The organism is Moritella sp. 5 (assembly GCF_018219455.1).
Lineage (GTDB): Bacteria > Pseudomonadota > Gammaproteobacteria > Enterobacterales > Moritellaceae > Moritella.
Window position 1 is genome coordinate 4,808,471 of sequence record NZ_CP056122.1, and the last position, 17,899, is coordinate 4,826,369.

At 39.4% G+C, this 17,899-nt stretch carries 20 protein-coding genes; 15 read left to right on the forward strand and 5 right to left on the reverse strand.

Features of this window, described 5'->3' with window-relative positions:
• Positions 1-43: 43 nt before the first annotated feature.
• The 7 genes from HWV01_RS21505 (at position 44) to maiA (ending at position 6,740) form a co-directional block, all read left to right on the forward strand.
• The gene (locus HWV01_RS21505; RefSeq protein WP_211673411.1) at positions 44-463 is read left to right on the forward strand and encodes a thioesterase family protein; all 420 of its coding nucleotides are present in this window, start codon (positions 44-46) and stop codon (positions 461-463) included.
• Between the two features lie 30 nt (positions 464-493).
• Positions 494-2,155 (forward strand): AMP-binding protein, encoded by a 1,662-nt coding sequence (locus HWV01_RS21510; RefSeq protein WP_211673413.1) that lies wholly within the window; start codon positions 494-496, stop codon positions 2,153-2,155.
• An 80-nt stretch (positions 2,156-2,235) separates the two neighbouring features.
• On the forward strand, positions 2,236-2,649 hold the full coding sequence (locus tag HWV01_RS21515; protein ID WP_211673414.1) for a hypothetical protein: 414 nt from the start codon (positions 2,236-2,238) through the stop codon (positions 2,647-2,649).
• Positions 2,650-2,806: 157 nt separating this feature from the next.
• Entirely contained in the window at positions 2,807-3,898 is a 1,092-nt protein-coding gene (gene hppD, locus HWV01_RS21520; protein WP_211673415.1) for a 4-hydroxyphenylpyruvate dioxygenase, read from the forward strand.
• 23 nt (positions 3,899-3,921) lie between these two features.
• Complete coding sequence (locus tag HWV01_RS21525) at positions 3,922-5,046, forward strand: homogentisate 1,2-dioxygenase (protein ID WP_211673416.1); 1,125 nt, start codon at positions 3,922-3,924, stop codon at positions 5,044-5,046.
• A gap of 58 nt (positions 5,047-5,104) precedes the next feature.
• Complete coding sequence (locus HWV01_RS21530; RefSeq protein ID WP_211673417.1) at positions 5,105-6,097, forward strand: fumarylacetoacetate hydrolase family protein; 993 nt, start codon at positions 5,105-5,107, stop codon at positions 6,095-6,097.
• Positions 6,084-6,740 carry a maleylacetoacetate isomerase gene (maiA, locus tag HWV01_RS21535; protein ID WP_211673418.1) on the forward strand — a complete coding sequence of 219 codons (657 nt, stop codon included), beginning with the start codon at positions 6,084-6,086 and terminating at the stop codon, positions 6,738-6,740. Before HWV01_RS21530 ends, maiA begins: the two co-directional genes overlap by 14 nt.
• A 17-nt stretch (positions 6,741-6,757) precedes the next feature.
• Here maiA and HWV01_RS21540 read toward each other — a convergent pair whose 3' ends face one another.
• Positions 6,758-7,669, reverse strand: a complete 912-nt coding sequence (locus tag HWV01_RS21540) for a hypothetical protein (protein WP_211673419.1) — start codon at positions 7,667-7,669, stop codon at positions 6,758-6,760.
• Between the two features lie 352 nt (positions 7,670-8,021).
• Here HWV01_RS21540 and HWV01_RS21545 point away from each other — a divergent pair, with 352 nt between their 5' ends.
• Positions 8,022-8,204, forward strand: coding sequence for a hypothetical protein (locus HWV01_RS21545; RefSeq protein WP_211673420.1), 183 nt, complete (start codon positions 8,022-8,024; stop codon positions 8,202-8,204).
• Positions 8,205-8,299: 95 nt separating this feature from the next.
• Here the strand turns inward: HWV01_RS21545 and HWV01_RS21550 are convergent, their stop codons facing one another.
• The gene (locus HWV01_RS21550) at positions 8,300-8,551 is read right to left on the reverse strand and encodes a DUF1127 domain-containing protein (RefSeq protein WP_211673421.1); all 252 of its coding nucleotides are present in this window, start codon (positions 8,549-8,551) and stop codon (positions 8,300-8,302) included.
• Positions 8,552-9,207: 656 nt separating this feature from the next.
• Here HWV01_RS21550 and HWV01_RS21555 point away from each other — a divergent pair.
• Positions 9,208-9,477: a helix-turn-helix domain-containing protein gene (locus tag HWV01_RS21555; protein WP_249185400.1), complete on the forward strand. Its 270-nt coding sequence runs from the start codon at positions 9,208-9,210 to the stop codon at positions 9,475-9,477.
• Here the strand turns inward: HWV01_RS21555 and HWV01_RS21560 are convergent.
• Positions 9,443-10,399: a LysR substrate-binding domain-containing protein gene (locus tag HWV01_RS21560; protein WP_211673422.1), complete on the reverse strand. Its 957-nt coding sequence runs from the start codon at positions 10,397-10,399 to the stop codon at positions 9,443-9,445. The genes HWV01_RS21555 and HWV01_RS21560 overlap by 35 nt on opposite strands.
• A gap of 109 nt (positions 10,400-10,508) precedes the next feature.
• On the opposite strand from HWV01_RS21560, the gene HWV01_RS21565 reads away from it, so the two are divergent.
• From HWV01_RS21565 to HWV01_RS21580, 4 genes are all read left to right on the forward strand, one after another.
• A complete protein-coding gene (locus tag HWV01_RS21565) occupies positions 10,509-11,711 on the forward strand; it encodes a multidrug effflux MFS transporter (protein WP_211673423.1) in 1,203 nt (400 codons plus the stop codon).
• 8 nt (positions 11,712-11,719) lie between these two features.
• A complete protein-coding gene (locus HWV01_RS21570) occupies positions 11,720-12,019 on the forward strand; it encodes a YdcH family protein (protein ID WP_249185401.1) in 300 nt (99 codons plus the stop codon).
• 72 nt (positions 12,020-12,091) lie between these two features.
• Positions 12,092-12,700 (forward strand): cob(I)yrinic acid a,c-diamide adenosyltransferase, encoded by a 609-nt coding sequence (cobO, locus tag HWV01_RS21575; RefSeq protein ID WP_211673424.1) that lies wholly within the window; start codon positions 12,092-12,094, stop codon positions 12,698-12,700.
• The gene (locus tag HWV01_RS21580) at positions 12,700-13,371 is read left to right on the forward strand and encodes a YceH family protein (protein WP_211673425.1); all 672 of its coding nucleotides are present in this window, start codon (positions 12,700-12,702) and stop codon (positions 13,369-13,371) included. The genes cobO and HWV01_RS21580 overlap by 1 nt, the downstream gene beginning before the upstream one ends.
• Before the next feature lie 601 nt (positions 13,372-13,972).
• Here HWV01_RS21580 and HWV01_RS21585 read toward each other — a convergent pair.
• The gene (locus HWV01_RS21585) at positions 13,973-14,884 is read right to left on the reverse strand and encodes a winged helix-turn-helix domain-containing protein (RefSeq protein ID WP_211673426.1); all 912 of its coding nucleotides are present in this window, start codon (positions 14,882-14,884) and stop codon (positions 13,973-13,975) included.
• A 193-nt stretch (positions 14,885-15,077) separates the two neighbouring features.
• On the opposite strand from HWV01_RS21585, the gene HWV01_RS21590 reads away from it, so the two are divergent.
• Positions 15,078-15,566 (forward strand): hypothetical protein, encoded by a 489-nt coding sequence (locus tag HWV01_RS21590; RefSeq protein WP_249185402.1) that lies wholly within the window; start codon positions 15,078-15,080, stop codon positions 15,564-15,566.
• 18 nt (positions 15,567-15,584) lie between these two features.
• Here the strand turns inward: HWV01_RS21590 and HWV01_RS21595 are convergent, their stop codons facing one another.
• Positions 15,585-16,460: a LysR substrate-binding domain-containing protein gene (locus tag HWV01_RS21595; RefSeq protein ID WP_211673427.1), complete on the reverse strand. Its 876-nt coding sequence runs from the start codon at positions 16,458-16,460 to the stop codon at positions 15,585-15,587.
• A 177-nt stretch (positions 16,461-16,637) separates the two neighbouring features.
• Here HWV01_RS21595 and HWV01_RS21600 point away from each other — a divergent pair, with 177 nt between their 5' ends.
• Positions 16,638-17,882 (forward strand): dicarboxylate/amino acid:cation symporter, encoded by a 1,245-nt coding sequence (locus tag HWV01_RS21600; RefSeq protein WP_211673428.1) that lies wholly within the window; start codon positions 16,638-16,640, stop codon positions 17,880-17,882.
• Positions 17,883-17,899: the final 17 nt, after the last annotated feature.

Below are 17,899 nucleotides of genomic sequence, written 5' to 3' on the forward strand. Positions count from 1 at the left end.
GAAAAGGAGAAATACCAATCTTATTAGTTTGGTATTAAAAGCCATGGATATCAATGTATGTAATTGCTCTGAAATATCAATAAGACCTGGGGATCTAGATGTCGTCGGGCATGTTAATAATGCAAGAGTATTAGAATTATTAGAATATGGTCGAATGAAATGGCTAAACTCTCAAAGTTGGAAACCAAACACAAGTTCGGCGGCTGTGGTAACAAGAATTGAGATCGACTATATAAAAGAAATCGGCTTCGGAAAACCATTTATAAACACTTTGTTTAACAATAATAAAAATATTGATTTCACACAGCAGGACGAACGAGAATGCTGCTATTCAATAACACTGAATCAATCCATAAAATCACAACCTGATTCGGAAGATATCTATGTAAATGCAATCATAAAAATTTCTTTTATAGATATAGATAAACGAATATTAATTAGTATTAATGACTATACCCAATAACGTCACCATCATATAAGGAATGGAATCTACATGATAAATGATGCATGTATAAGTAATATCATTGATAGCATGAAAGGTAATTATACCAAAGGGATCCATTTAATGGATTCTGATTTTGAAAATGAAGTATTTACCTCTTTCCATGATTTGGCTAACTTAATCCATGAAACCAAAAATAAATTAAAAAGTAACGGCGTTACTGAAGGCGAGCATATATTATTTCCTTTTGAAACAACAATTACACACATTGTAACATTTTTCGCTATCATGACGATAAAAGCAATACCATTATCTATAACCGCGCTATCTGCAACTGAAAACAAAAAAGAATATATAAGTTATATAACTCGTATTAAAAATAAATTTAATGCCACTAAAATTTTTATACCAGAAGACATCGGACTAAACTTACCTTCTGATATTAATTTACTAAAACTAGATGATATAAAAAGTAGTGAGTTTCTAATTGAGTCCCCTCATCGTACTGAAACTTTAGATGATCTAGCTTTTGTACAATTCTCTTCAGGATCGACCTCATTTCCAAAAGGGGTTCCAATTACTCATCAAAAAGTATGGACCCATACAAATAGAGTTATAAATTTTGATAAGCGGACATGCGATGACAACTTTGCATCTTGGCTTCCACTTTATCATGACATGGGATTAATTGGAGGCCTACTCTCATCTCTTGTAAAACAAAACAATTTATATCTATCTCCTCCTAAAGTATTTTTATTTGATCCATTAGGGTGGCTTAAACTGCTGTCAGATAAAAAAATAGCCATTTTCCCGACACCAAATTTTGCTATCGAATACATTATAAAATTATGTCCTGATCTAGATGAAATATCACATTTAGACTTATCTAATTTAACAAGTATTTACATCGGAAGTGAACCAATCAACCCAACATCGTTGAAACAATTTACATCACTTTTAGCTAATGTCGGATTAAATGAGAAGGCAATTGTGGCATGTTACGGTATGGCTGAAGCAGTATTAATGGTAACGGGAAATCATCAAACTGGGTTTAATACATTCACTGATAGTTTAGGGGTTGAATATGTATCTGTAGGTAAACCTCTTGAAGATATAAAAATAAAAATTAATAAGACTGACTTTTCAGATTCTCACCTTCCTGCAGGTGAAATACTAATAAAGTCAAATGACTTAGCTCAAAGCTATTACGGTGTAGAAGATCTGTTAACTGATAAAAATGGTTATTATCATTCAGGTGACATTGGATTTGTTCATGAAAATGAACTTTATGTTATAGGCCGAATTGGAGACCGTTTAAAAGTCAATGGTAAAAGTATTTTCGCTATTGATTTAGAAAGAATAATTGATGATTGTGCGGTATTCAAAAAAGGTAACTTTGCGGTTGTACAGGTTGGCAAAAATATACACGCAATTGGCGTACCAAATACATTAAAAATACTTAATGATAGTGACCAGTTTAAAAATAAAATAAGTGACAGTATCAGCGCTATTTATAATATTTCAATTCCAGTAGGGCATATCCATTTTGTTCGAAAAAAATCGATTCTGAAAACCAGTAGCGGTAAGTTAAAACGCCACAATATATTAGATTTATTAGCTAACAACAAACTATCAAACATGAGCACAACCACCTACCAGGTTGATTTTATGAGATATTACCTAGCATTACTTCGTCTTAAATTATTTTCATAAACTCAGAACAATTATACTGAACATACACTTTATTCAAAAGTTAATTTCAAATAGATTTTATCTTATAAAAGGATTTTAAAATGAATGCGATCAAAAATAGAATCACAAAAGCAGCTGTTGTGACAGGTATTATCGCGGGGTTGCTATATGGTAGCTGGGCGTTATATGCAAATTACGCCGACGGAATTGTAATTGCGTCCCAAGCTGCTGCAGTGCAATTTATCTGTAGTGCTCTACTTGGGTTTTTCATGACATTTATTATGGACCAAATTTGTGCGAATAAACGAACACCCCGATTTATTATGATTCCGGCGTCAGTTATCACCCCATTATTACTCACCTTATTTGTCAGTTATTATTCACATTATTTAAATGCCACACCCAATATTATTATTACTATCTTACCCTCACAAATTTTAGGTCTCATCTGGACCAGCCTTTACACAGCTAAACTATTAAAAGTAACTGTCAATACAACACCAACGGCTGTCTAAGCAATTCAATAAATATAGCGATGCCTTAATCGAAAACTTTCTTTTCTTTATAAGGCATCGCTAAAGCAGAATCACGATAAATCGTCCATACTACCTCTAAGTTCCTTTTAAATTTGTAGGCTTATTTGCAACACTATCGTCTGCAAAGGAGGTCAAAATGGACCACGCATATGATTATACTAAACAGCAGCAGTTTAGTAATCCTGCGGGGACCGAAGGCTTCGAGTTTGTCGAATTCTCGTCTCCCGATCCAAAGCAGCTTGCCATGCTTTTCCAACAGTTGGGTTTTCATCCTTATGCCCAACATCAAACACGCCCGTTAACTTGGTTCAAACAAGGTCATATCCATTTTTTAGTCAGTACAGAAGGTCGCGGTTTCGCCTCTGAATTTGCGAAACAACATGGTCCTTCTGCCTGTGCGATGGGCTTTAAAGTAACGGATGCACACAAAGCGTATCAACACGCATTGAGCCGTGAAGCCAAACCTTGTAAGCGTAAAATTCTCGAGTTCGGTGTACCTGCGATTTATGGCATTGGCGAAAGTCTGCTGTATTTAGTCGATGATGATGTAAGAACACGGCTGTATCAGGAACAATTTGAATTAATAGGCAAAACTGAAGACGCATCTAACTCGGCGGGACTCACTTATATCGACCACCTGACCCATAATGTGCATTGTGGGCATATGGATCCGTGGGCTGAATTTTATGAGCGTATCTTTAACTTTCGAGAAATACGTTATTTTGATATTAAAGGCACGATGACAGGTTTACGCAGCCGTGCCATGACCAGCCCTTGCGGCAACCTCCGTATTCCCATCAATGAAAGCAGTGATGATAAGTCGCAGATTGAAGAGTTCTTGCAGGAATACCACGGCGAAGGGATCCAGCACATCGCCTTAGGCACAGATGATATTTATCAAACTGTCTCGACGTTAAGAGCGAATGGTATCGAGTTTATGGATATACCCGACACTTATTACGACATGATTACAGAACGCTTACCCGGTCATCATGAAGCGATTGAGCAACTAAGAAAAAATCGTATTCTAATTGATGGTCATATCGAATCAGGAAAATTAGTCCTGCTACTGCAAATTTTCACTAAAACATTAATCGGCCCTATCTTCTTCGAAATTATTCAACGCAAAGGAGATGAAGGGTTTGGCGAAGGTAACTTTCAAGCCTTGTTCGAATCCATTGAAAGAGACCAGCTCGTACGAGGTGTACTTTCGACGAAAGATAAATAAACACAGTGCCTAGAGGAAAAGATATGATCCGTAGAATTAGCTTCCCACTACGCAAAGGCACCTACTCTCGGCAGGCGCATGCAGACCTGCCTGAACAAGGTATATTTGAGCGAGAAGTCAGTCGGGAAGGTTTCTATGGACCCGCAACACACCTACATCATAAACATCCACCGACTGGCTGGAGTGCATGGTCAGGTAATCACAGGCCAAGGGCATATAACCTATTAAAACTGTCCTACTCGCAAATATCGCCCTGGGATGCACCGCTACTGTTACACAATGCCCATTGTCAGATCCGCTTCTGGAAATGTAACGAAAACATGAAAACCTTAGTCAGAAACGCAGATGGTGATGATCTGTTATTTATCCACCAAGGCCACGGCGAATTGTTTTGTGATTACGGCCATTTAAGTGTCAAACAAGGCGACTACATATTAATTCCACGCGCTTGCTTATGGCGTTTAGAGCCTGCCGAACCCATCACATTACTGATGATCGAAGCCACCAATGATTATTATGGTTTACCTGATAAAACTATCGTCGGCCAGCATGCGATATTTGATCAAACAGTACTGGATACCCCAGAAATAGATGCAGCCTATCTGCAACAACAAAATGAAGATCCGTGGCAAGTCGTGCTTAAACGTTTTAATGAACTGTCGATGATTGAGTACCCTTTCAACCCCCTTGATGTGGTGGGCTGGCACGGTAATGTATCTGTCGTCAGGATTAATTGGCAAGATATTCGCCCGTTAATGAGCCATCGTTTTCACCTGCCACCGTCCGCGCATTCAACGTTTGTGACCAATCGATTTGTAGTCTGCACTTTCGTGCCCAGACCAATGGAAACTGATCAGGGGGCATTGAAAGTACCTTTTTACCACAGCAATGATGACTTTGATGAAGTTATCTTTTACCACCAGGGTGAATTCTTTAGCCGCGACAGTATAGAACCAGGCATGTTGACCTTTCACCCTTGCGGTTTTACCCACGGCCCTCAGCCCAAAGCCTATCGCGCAGGTTGTAAGTCACAGCGAAAAGAAACAGATGAAGTAGCAGTAATGATTGATACTCGCGATGGCTTAGATATTGGGTCCCTGATGCAAGATGTGGAATGGCACGGTTATGTCGATAGCTGGAAAGAATAACGCTATAAAACCGATTGTAAAAATTAAAACTTAACGAACACATAGGTAAGAGGCTGGAATGAAATTAGCAACATTAAAAAATGGATCTAGAGATGGCAGCCTACACCTGGTAAGTAAGGACTTACAAACCGCAGTGTGTACTTCATCGATAGCGACAAGTTTACAATGGGCATTAGAAAACTGGCCAGCTGTCGAGTCCCAACTGCAAGCACAATATACACGATTAAATAACAGGGAATTAGACGATATTATTCAGTTCTCAAATTGCCAATTAGAATCACCATTGCCCAGAGCATATCAATGGATTGACGGCAGCGCTTACGTCAATCATGTCGAGTTAGTGCGTAAAGCCAGAGGGGCTGAAATGCCGGCATCGTTTTGGTCTGATCCGTTAATGTACCAAGGCGGCAGCGACAGTTTTTTAGGCCCCAATGACAATATCCCACTGATAGACCCAGCTTGGGGATTGGATTTTGAAGGTGAGGTAGCGGTGATCACTAGCGATGTGGACATGGGCGTAAATACCTCCGCGGCCAGTAATACCATTTTATTAATTACTTTAGTCAACGATGTATCACTGCGTAACTTGATCCCCAGTGAATTAGCTAAGGGGTTTGGATTTTTTCACAGCAAGCCCTCCACCGCATTTTCTCCCGTTGCAGTGACCCCAGATGAACTCGGCGAGGCATGGGACGGAGCCAAGTTACATTTACCTTTGTACAGTTATCTCAATGATGCATTATTCGGCTCGCCCGATGCAGGCACTGATATGACATTTGATTTCCCCCGTTTAATTGCCCACGCAGCCAAAACCAGAACTTTAACTGCGGGAACCATTATTGGTTCGGGCACAGTGTCTAATTGTGACCGAACGGTAGGCTCATCCTGCCTAGCAGAAAAAAGAATGCTGGAAAAAATAACCACAGGTGAAATCACTACCCCCTTTCTACAGAATGGCGACCGAGTAAAAATTGAAATGCGTGATCACGCGGGGCAATCCATTTTCGGCGCAATAGAACAAATGGTGGTGATGCAAGATGAAGCTTTATAGCTATTTCCGTTCATCGGCAGCTTACCGCGTTAGGATCGTCTTAAATTTAAAGAAAATTAGTTATACCACCGAGCCTATCCATTTAGTTCATAATGGTGGGGAGCAGCACTCAGCCGAATATCTTAATATTAATCCACAAGGTCTGGTTCCAAGCCTTGATATCGCTGAGGCAGAACATAAACCACAAATAATCACCCAATCAGGGGCCATTATCGAATATCTGGAAGAGTCTTTTCCGCAACCAGCTTTATTACCAACAAACCTAATTGAACGTGCCTATGTACGCACATTGATGCAGATAATTACATGCGATATACACCCACTGAATAACTTGCGGGTATTACAGTATATCGAGGAAAACTTCGACTGTGACGGTACCGAAAAAATGGTCTGGTATCATCACTGGTTAGCAAAAGGATTCGCAGCCGTCGAAACATTACTAACAAAAAAAGAGAGTACTCACTATTGCTACAACGACCAAATCACCTTGGCAGATGTCTATTTGATCCCCCAAGTTTACAATGCACAGCGTTTTAAACTTAATATGGCCCTCTATCCCGCAATCAACCGTATTTATCAGCACTGTATTCAATTGCCTGCATTTAACGACGCCGCGCCAGAACTACAGCCTGATGCAGACTAACATCCAAATTAAACGCCTTAATGAATGCGTTTTCTTTCTTCATCAAGCCCTTGCCAAAACGTATACACACCATCAAGCATTTCGTTACCACTAACGATAAAATGGTCTTCATCAACGTCATTATTAAAATAATAAGCCTCGAGTTCCTCCTGAGTATGATTCGCATGGTTGGCTTCAAGTTTTGCATGCCAGGTAAAAAAGGTCAGCGGTAAACCTTTCAGGTTTCTCGTTTGGCGATAATGATTAAACCCAGAGACCAGCTCATCCCAAAACCCTGCTGCAGCCCAATTCTCTACAGCATAAGAAGCCGCCGTTGACGTGGCGTAACTTGGCGAACCGTAAAGTCGCACCAATTCATCACAAAAGAATAAAGTCTTGGCAGAACCAAACTGGCGTCGTCCAATTTGATTAAATGCGATACCAAAATAATCGGCTAATTGATTTAACAGTTCAAAATGTGCGGCTTTAAAATGGAAAGCACCACCATCAATACTGCCTTCTATATCACCAAAATCACGTTCATCCTGCGTTAATTGCCTAGCACGGTTTCGCTTTGGGTTCTTATACACAACCCCGATTTCATTAGCTAAAATTTCTTTCGAGGCACGCATTTCTTCAATGGTTTCGGCATTCAGCATTTTCTCCAGTTGTGCAACCAAAAACTGATTGGAAAAAACCGAGAATTGCACAATTAGCTGTTTAATCTGTGCATCATTGAGTGACGCATCGCAAAACCACTGCGTATAGGGGTTAGCAGTAATGACCTTGTGATTCAGTAATTCGTTGTTGATACGGGATTGAAAGACCAGAAAATATTGCGCTTTGTCTAAATCAAAATGCCCTGACTGAATCTCTTCAACCGTGTGATAAGTGAGTTTTTCCAGTCCATGGTCTTTACGATACGCTTCGATGGCAGAATTATCTCTCATACTAACCCTCCTCCCAAATGCGTTGCATTAACACATACCAGGAACGGTAAATTGTGATCGTAATGGGTATATTTCTAATAGTTTAGTTGCTAATTTCTCTTGTGTCAGTCAGCAGACGCTAGCGAGTTGTAATGACAAGCATAATTGTCTGCGCCATTAATATAAAATAATGACGGCTGTATATATCAATAAAAGTATAAGAAAAAAGCCATTAGTTTCATTTGAAATAAGAGCCAATTATATTTGAAGTTGTCGCGTATTTATTATATTACTAGTTACGTGAATAACCATTACCAGACGATAATCGCTTCGTAATTGGAAACCAGCAAGACCAACAATATAGAGGTACGTTATGAAAGTAGTAGTGGAATTTATGGAAACGGGTAGATACAAAGACAGAGTTTGGGAACCTTCATTCCACACAGGAAAAGGCAGCTTACGCTCAGTCTCACCTTCTTATGCCGCACAGTTAATAAGTCAGTGTAAAGCAAAACTGCATTTCAACGAAGATGGTTCGGCAGCGCTTGAACACTAACAGACCTCAATAAGTTATATTTTATTATTTTAATTCGAAGTAAATCTTCAATAAAGATGCGGGGCTAAACTGCACACACAGCCTAGCCCCTATCATTACGTTGCTCTTTTCAATCGGCAAGCGCGGCGTAGATGACGCACTTGACGTTTAGCAGTTACATTACGTGGTTCCGAACTGCAAAGTGGACGACCATCGGCATTAAGTCCAATATCCTTTAACAGATAAGCATTACCCAATGGGATCTCGCTGGTAGCACGACGAACTTTTGCTAGCCACACGCGTTCTTCACGACGTATATCGGCTCGAACAAAAAAAACAGCAAGGTGTAAATAAAGTGAATGACGCATAATAATTCTCCAGTATATAGTTTTGGTATATAAAATACTGGGAAAAATGGCGTGAATTAATTCGGCTATCTAGGAATATTAATGAGGTTATTACCCTATCAAGCTGCCATTTTCCCGCAGCCTTTAAGGGTACGGATTAGTTAGTTATTGGTGCCAGGATTTCGATCGGAACAGATCACGAAGGCGTGATGAACGGCCATAATGAGACTGGTATGATCAAAAGATACACAAACATATTGAACAAGATTTAAATTTTTCATGTGTACCTCCGGTTAACTAATTAATCCAAAATTAAATGTGATGTAAATGTTAAATCACATTGGAGAGTCTATGTGAAATTGAACATTCTGCAACCGTAAATTATCAGTTAATAATAAAACAAAGTATTATGCTAATAATGCTTTTACACCAGCCTTTTCCCAGTATATTCAACTAGTTAATCTCCACCCCATATTACGATACCAATTCTGTAATAGTTTTAGCTCTGAATTTTATCAATCCCACTCTCTGTACTTCAACTTAGCTATTACTAATCAATAGCCCCATCCAGCTCTCTCATCATACAAAAACAATAATATTCACCATGCAATATAAAATAAATATATTGCTACAGCCGCTATCCAACAACGATTAGTGAACTTTGTAGTATCGCCAATGTGAGCAGGCGTACGCTGCAATACAGCTTTGAATCAATATTAGGTATTAGTCCCCAACGCTTTATTCGCCTTACCCGCTTAAACCAAATACGCCGAGAACTCAGTAAACCACATCAAACCAGAGCCATCGTGGATGTCGCCCTCGATTACGGTTTTTATCATCCGGGGGGATTTTCTCAGGACTATAAATTACTTTTTGGTGAAAACCCATCAACCACACGACGGCTGCATACGATTAGCCCATCTCTTTCGCAACACTCTGACAAATAGTATCTCTGACCCACTTATGCCCCGGTTCATCATTATTACGTTCATGCCATAACAATACATAGACCAATGAAGAAAAATCTATTGGCAAAGGCAATTCTACCAAGCCATATAACTTTTGTGCATGCGAAACAAAGCTCGACGGTAAAGTAAAAATCAAATCACTGTGTGCACATACACTGGCGGCACCGTAAAAATCCGGTAAGGTTGCGCAAATATGACGGTGTAGTCCTGACTCAGCCAATTGATAATCCAATAACCACCAATCATTGCCTTCGCAGCGAACCTGTACATGCGACATATTCAAATAAGCATCAACATCCCAATGTCCTGCATTAATACTTGCTAACATAGGGTGGTTTTCGCGTATTAAACACACCTGGTTATCGGTAAACAAACGCTGATGCGCAATCCCCTCAGGTAAATTATTGAGGCGAACATCGGCCGTGGGGTGCAACTCCCTAGCCGTAATGCCAAAATCAATTTGTCCTTGCTGCAAGTCTAATAATGATTTTTCATTCCAATCATAAATACCTAAATTCAGCTTAGGTGCTTGCGATAATATTGGCCCAATGTAATGAGGTAGTAAAGTTTCATAGGCACTTTCAAGCATAGCAAACGAAAACTGGCGATGACTATTTTCGGGAATAAAACTCGGCGGTAAGCAGAGATGATACAAGCCCTGTAATATCGTCGGTAATTGCGCTTTTAATTGCAAAGCATGCGCCGTCGGCTTTAAACCATGGGCAGTACGTAAAAATAACGGATCACCCAAGGTATCACGTAGTCGGTTTAAACTTTTACTCAATGCCGACTGGCTTAAGTGCAAGCGATGCGCTGCGCGGGTGACACTCTCTTCTTCAAGTAAGATCTGTAAAATAGCCAAGAGATTTAGATCTATCTTGGCAAGATTATCTAAATTCATAAGATATTCCTAAATGGAAACTCAGTCCTGAAATTATACCACTTCCATTCATATCATGCTTTACGTAAACTGCTCCACATTAATCCATGCCTTTTATTCGAGAATAACAATGCGCCGAAATATATTACCTATTTTGATGGCTATGGTGGTGTTAAGCCCCCTCGCTATCGATATCTACCTGCCTTCAATGCCGACAATGGCAGCAGAATTTCAGGTGTCGTCTAGCGAAGTTCAATCTACATTAATTTTATTCTTATTTGCCATGGGCATCGGACAAATATTAATTGGGCCACTGGCAGACCGTTTTGGTCGTCGTCCAATCGCAATCGGTGGTGTTATGCTGTATTGCTTAAGCAGTATCCTTGCCGCAGGCGCGATTGAATTTCACTGGCTACAAATAGCACGAGTACTACAAGGTATCGCCGCGTGTGCAGTATCAATCGTAGTGTTTAGTGCAGTACGTGACAGCTTTGACTCTAAAAAAGGCGCGCATTATTACAGTTATTTAAATGGCGTTATTTGTGTTATACCTGCACTTGCACCGACGCTAGGTGGCTTATTGGCGCTGCAATTTGGTTGGCGCTCAACTTTTGTTTTTATGATGCTATACGGATTGATTATATTAACCATTATTATCAACAAGTTACCAGAAACGCGTCCAGATAATACTGATACATCCGGTTCGCTGTATCACTGGTCTCGCTTTAAACCGGTATTATACGATGCGCACTTCATGTTTTACGCTATAGCTTGTATGGTGGGTATGGCATCAATCCTAACGTATGTGTCCTATGCACCAGACTGGTTAATCCGTCATTTAGGGGTCGAAGAACTAGAGTTTAGTGCATTGTTTGGTCTAAATGCTATCGTCAATATCGCCGCTTGTTTTGCGGCGCCTACGGTAATCAAACGCTTCGGTAATCGTCCAACCGTTATCATTGCCTTTATCGCGTTATTATTATCCGCGGCACTGCAATTGGCCGTGCAACATTGGGGGCCGACAGCAGGTATGGCCGCCGCGTTTGCCTTTATGTTACCTATGATGTTGCTCTGTATTGGCTTTGCATTATTGCTAGGTCCAGCAACCAGTATGGCGTTAGCCGCATTTGGCGAACGCGCTGGTACGGCAGCTGCGATGCTAGGTTGTATCCAAATGAGTGGCGCAGCACTACTCGCAGGATTGATTCAACAAACAGAACTGACCGCACCATATGCTGTAATTGTATTAATGGGTAGTTTATCGACAATATTCCTAGTGATAATGCTTACGCCACGTCTCGACCATTGGCATCAAGAACAAGTCCAACATTAGGTGCCGCAATGAACGAGTTCGACTACACTGAAAGAACTCGTTCATCACTTGAGGCAATAATAATGCAAAATGAAAAACACCCGTTAAACCATGAATTTCCTGAACACGCCATTGATATCGCCAAACTAAAAAGCGATGACCCCGAATTTGCCGCCCTAGCCAAAGAGTATCATAAACTCGACCATCATATTTACGGCCTTGAAGCCAGTGACATTCCCACCACAGATAGCCATTTTATTGAATTAAAAAACCGTCGACTTGCCTTAAAAGACCAGATTTATCAAAAACTAATTAATGGTGATTTTTAATTTCCCCACTTCCATTTAGTCATAAAAGCCTTACACTGAAGTTAATAGCACAAGGCATGAAAGGAATGCAGAATGACGGAAGAACATAACCAAGATAAACATCAACAAAAAATGCAAAAAATCCAAGATACAGTCGCCAAACGCGTCAATAAAGCCACAGAAGAACGTGGTATTTTGATCGTAATGACAGGTAATGGTAAAGGTAAAACCTGTGCAGGTTTTGGTAATGTCATTCGCTGTATAGGCCACGGTTTTAATGCGGGTGTTGTGCAATTTATTAAAGGTACATGGGAAGCGGGGGAAGTAAAATTCATCCAGCAAGTACGTCCTGACATGCCTTATCACGCAATGAAAACGGGCTTCACTTGGGATACGCAAGATAAAGCCGCAGATATCGCAGCTGCAGAAGCAGCATGGGTTCATGCTAAAGCCATGTTAGCTAATCCAGATCTTAAAATGGTGCTTTTAGACGAACTGACTTACATGCTCAGTTACCAATATTTAGATTTGGAAGAAGTACTCAGCGCTATCCGTAATCGCCCAGTTGATCAAACAGTTATCGTCACTGGCCGTAGTGCCCACAAAGATTTAGTCGCAATCGCCGACACAGTGAGTGAAGTAAGAGAAGAAAAACACGCTTTTCGCTCAGGTATTAAAGCTCAAATAGGGATCGACTGGTAATGGATGAACTCTCGCTACATGAAACCCGCGTATTAGGCGCGTTAATCGAAAAAGAACACACCACTCCAGATAATTACCCACTATCGTTAAACTCATTAACCTCGGCCTGTAATCAAAAAAGCAGCCGAGAGCCTGTACTTTCACTTAGCCAAGATGAAGTACAAAACATTGTTGATGATTTAGTGAAAAAACGTTTAGTCGTAAATGATGAACATGGCGGTAAACGCAGCGCTAAAATTCGCCATCGTTTTGGTAATACCGAGTTCAGTAAAATTCGTTTCAACCCGCAGCAATTAGCGATTCTTACCTTGCTATTTTTACGTGGGCCACAAACCCCTGGCGAACTAAGAACCCGTTCAGCACGTCAATGTCCATTTAATGATGTACAAGAAGTTGAAGCGACACTGGAACAACTTGTCAATCATGAACAAGGTCCATTTATCGTTAAACTGGCAAGAGAGCCGGGACAAAGTGCTTGTCGTTATGCCCATTTATTCAGTGGTGAAGTAACCTCGGCAGCAATAGCAGATAGTGCAGTACAAACGATGAATCAATGTTCTGATGAACATGGTGCATTATCAACGAGAGTAGGTGAACTTGAGCAAGAAGTCGCAACACTTAAAGCGCAGTTAGAATCGTTACAATCTACTGTAGTCGCACTCAAAAAATAGATTTTTAGATCATAGTAATAACAAAGGGAGTTCTGAGTTCACAGATTCGAACTCCCAAATTACTCTATTGAAAGACAGTGTAATTTGATCCTAACGAATACCATTGTCGAAACGTCACCTAACTTTTCTATTGAAGAGAATATACTTGGAATTTACGCGTGCCCGCCTGAACATTTTCAATGGATGATTCATACGATAACCGTTACGGACAGAAATATCGCTTACACCATCAAAATAAAACCCTTTAAGTTCAAAAGTTGATACAGTACTTACCATCAATGTCGACATCAGCACAGCCGTAAATATTATCGCAGCTTTCATTACTTACCTTTAATCTAAGTTTCAATCTAAATCAGGCATCATAATAAAGTTAAATTTAACTAAAAAATAAACAAGAATGAAATATGTTTATAATTTAATACACAACAACAAAAACTAGACGTAAGCAACTGTATAATAACAATTAAAAACACTCAACCCAAACTAAAACACATGTAACTTTTCATTTTGGTTATATTTTTATTATAAAAACACAACGTTTAAAGACAATGCTTAGTGTGATATGAATTATTTTAGGCTGAAATAATCACATTTTAAAAGACTAATGGATATTGATAGATCCATGACACAAATCGTCACCTGCAATTGATTCGACTATTGAACTGTAGAGTTCCTCCTCCACTAGTTTGTAATTAACAATATTCAAACTTTCGCTCTTATTGGTTATGATAAAAGCACTCATTGCGATGTTAGCGTTATCGTATGGCGAGGAATAAACCCTAATATAGACCTTATTTATATCACATAAATTTAGGTTTGAACCATCCAGGTCTTTTCTAAATTCCTTCCCAACAAGTAATGCATCAAGATCACTAATGTAGATATCAATATTATCCAGTTCATAACGTTCATAGTTTTTTGTATCCATAAAAGAAGCGCTACTCATATTATTCTTTGCTATTAAAAAGATTAATGTCGATATAAACACTATATTAACAACAAGCCAGAGCCCTCTTCTGTAGTTCCCCTTAATTGATGGTAAGCTTATTCTTTTGCTATCGTTTAACAACTCACGATTAGCGTTATTCTTTTTATCACTGTCATCAGAAGAATCATCTAACTCTTGTGCTTTACTTGACTCTTCAGCTCCATCTACAATTGACCCATTAAGGCTATTTTCAGGTAATTCATTATTCAAAGTAATTACCAATGAGTAGCCTTTTTTACTAATGGTATTGAGTTTCAACTCATTAGACTCTAGTTTCTTTATCGTCTTTCTTATATAAGAAATCGTATTCGTTAATGATTGCTCAGAAACAACTGCGCCTTGCCAGCACACTTCGAACAGTTCATCTCTAGAAATGCATTTATCTTGATTTTTGAATAAATGCATTAACACTCTAAAAGGTAAAGGGCGCATGCTCACTGTAACGCCTGAAGTAAGACAAGTAATAACACGCATCTCTACATCTATGACTATAGTCTTTTGGGTTACTTGCTGCTTATGAATCATTAAAGTCCTACAATTAAATTAGATACTTATAGAGCTTCACTTCGTAAACATAGCTACGAACAAGCAATAAAATTGTATATAATATATTATAACGCAAATTCTTAGTTCATATTATTAGCTATTTATATTCATATTCATATTCATATTCATATTCGACAATGGTAAGAAAATTAAATAGTAGAGTGGTGAATAAATGCAATCATATTTAGTCAAACTGATCATTATATATGCCATTTTATGTTTTATTTTACTTGGTAAAAGTTTGATAACAGAAGATTTAGTTTTAGTCGGTAGTCAATGGAAATGTAATTTCCAAAAAATTAGATTCTCAACTAATGCATACTCAAAATACGAAATGATAAATGAGTCAATGCTTTATACTTTTAGCTCTAAGAGTAGTTTTTATATTAAAGACAGAATGTTGGTCAAGGATAAAAACGGCCTCACAGAAACAGTAGAACTACTCTTTATTGGTGAATATATTCTGGACGGTAATAATTTGTCGATGGTTTTCAACGATGTAAATTTTAAAAAAAAGCATTCTGATGATGTGATTAATAATGATCAATTATTATATAAAGGTTTTTCAATCGATTATAAGATTGAGCGTAAAGACAACTTCCTTTATCTTTACTCCGCCAATAATAGTGAAGAATTTAATCACGTCTGCTCTATACCCTAGACAATCACTTTCCGATTACTAGTTTACTGCCAGTTCTTTCGCTAAATAGTCTACCAGCATCCGTACTTTCGGCGATAAATGACGATTCTGTGGGTATAACGCCCATACCGCATCATCTGGTTCACGGTAGTTAGGTAGTAATTCAATGAGTTGACCTTGATTAATGTATTCCTGCACATAATAATCCGGCAGTTGCACGATACCCACGCCTTTTAGCGCCGCATCCACTAATACCGGACCACTATTACAACTAAAATTACCTTTCACGCGAATATTACGCGCTTTGCCTTTTTCCTGAAAACGCCAATAATCCAGTGTCCCTGACAAACAATTATGACGGTCTAATTCAGATAAGCTATGCGGCGCACCAAATGCACTTAAATACTCAGGCGCAGCACAAACATATTGTTTTCGGGTCGCTAATCGTTTACCAATCATGGATGAATCGCCTAACTGACCCAAGCGGATCGCCAAATCAAAACCTTCATCGATTAAATCAATTTGCTGATTCGATAGTATCAACTGCACTTCTAATTCAGGGTATTGCGTCACAAAATCATTTACTAACGGCGCGACACTACGTTCACCATAGGTAATCGGCGCAGTGATTTTTAACTTACCCTTTGGTGTGCTTTGTAAATTGGTGATCGCACGTTCTGCATCTGCTAACCCATCCATGACCTGACGGCAATGTTGATAGTAAATCCCCCCCACCTCTGTCACCGATACTTTGCGTGTAGTACGATAAAATAATTTTGCCGATAACCGTTCTTCAAGGGCAGAAACTTGTCGACTGACCTGCGCTGTAGAGATCCCTAAACGCTTTGCCGCCGCAGTAAAACTTTCGGTTTCAGCAACCGCAACAAATTCACTAACACCAGACCAATCACTCATCTATACACTCTCTTATTCTACAGTTAGGTAACAATTATAAGTTATTCCCTGCAATAAACCTACATTATTACTAACCAGTAAAAGTGATTTGCTTATCAAGCTAATTATCATTGTCGAATAACTCCAATATAATCGCGCCTCATTTACTGATATCCAGTAACCCTAACGAGAAAGATTATGTTATCCACGATCAAGCGTTCATTGCCGTTGCAATTACTGACTGCCGCTATTTTGGCTTGGTTTTTTGCCACTATCATGCCAACAGTCGCCAATATTACCGAGCAAACTTGGTATCAATTAATCTTGTTAGGAAAGACCACCTATATCGGTTTGCTAAAAATGCTCATCGGGTTGGTGGTGATGCTGTCTTTAATGCAAGGCATGACCAATATAGGCTCCACGCTAAAATTAAAAACCTTGGGTGTAAGTACGCTCATTTTTTATAGCCTGACTTCGATTATCGCTATTAGCTTAGGGCTTGGCGCAGTAATGCTAATGCCAGAATGGCAACCCTTAGTCGAGCCTGTCACGGTTGCAGATCACATCAGACTTATTGATCAGGAGTCTGTCACAGGGTCAAGTATTGCCGCAAAACTACTCGCCATGGCACTGATAAATCCTTTCGCAGCCTTGGTTAGCGGCAATTTATTAGCCATTGTCTTATTCTCGCTGTTATTTTCAGTGTCGCTATTGCGGTCACTGCCACAACACCATGTGGTATTTGATGTTATTGCGGGCTTGAATAAAGGGTTAAATAAATTAGTCCAAAGCATAATTAGTCTCGCTCCGATTGCTGTGTTTGCTATTGTGTTTGAATTTACTGTTGCCGGGAATTCCGGTTTATTTGGTCAGTTAGCATTATTCGCTTTACTGGTATTTGTACTGACGCTGATCCATGGCGTGATTATCTTACCTGTATTAGCAAAAATATTTACAGGCATTAAATTTACTACCTTATTTAAAGCCATATCTGCACCACTAGCGATGGCATTTGCGACCTCATCAAGTACTGCAACGCTACCGTTATCAATGCAAGCAGCAGAAAAAGATCTGGGTGTATCACAAAGTACCAGCAGTTTTGTATTACCCCTTGGCGCTGTCATGAACATGGATGGTACCGCTTTGTTTGAAGGTGTGGCCGCTATCTTCCTTGCGCAATTATTTGGTATTGATTTAAGTACAACTGGTATCGTGATGATTTTTATTATGGCAATGGTATCCTCAGTCGGTGCACCGGGTATGCCATCGGGTTCTATGTCTGGTATGCAGCTAGTGATGTTAGCTGTAGGTATTCCACTCGAAGGTATTGCGATCTTACTGATTATCGAACGTCCACTGGATACATTCAGAACTGCAGTGAATGTCGAAGGTGATCTGATTGCAGCGCTGGTTGTTGATAAATGGCAGCATAATAAGCGTTAAGATGAGTAAATAGGTGT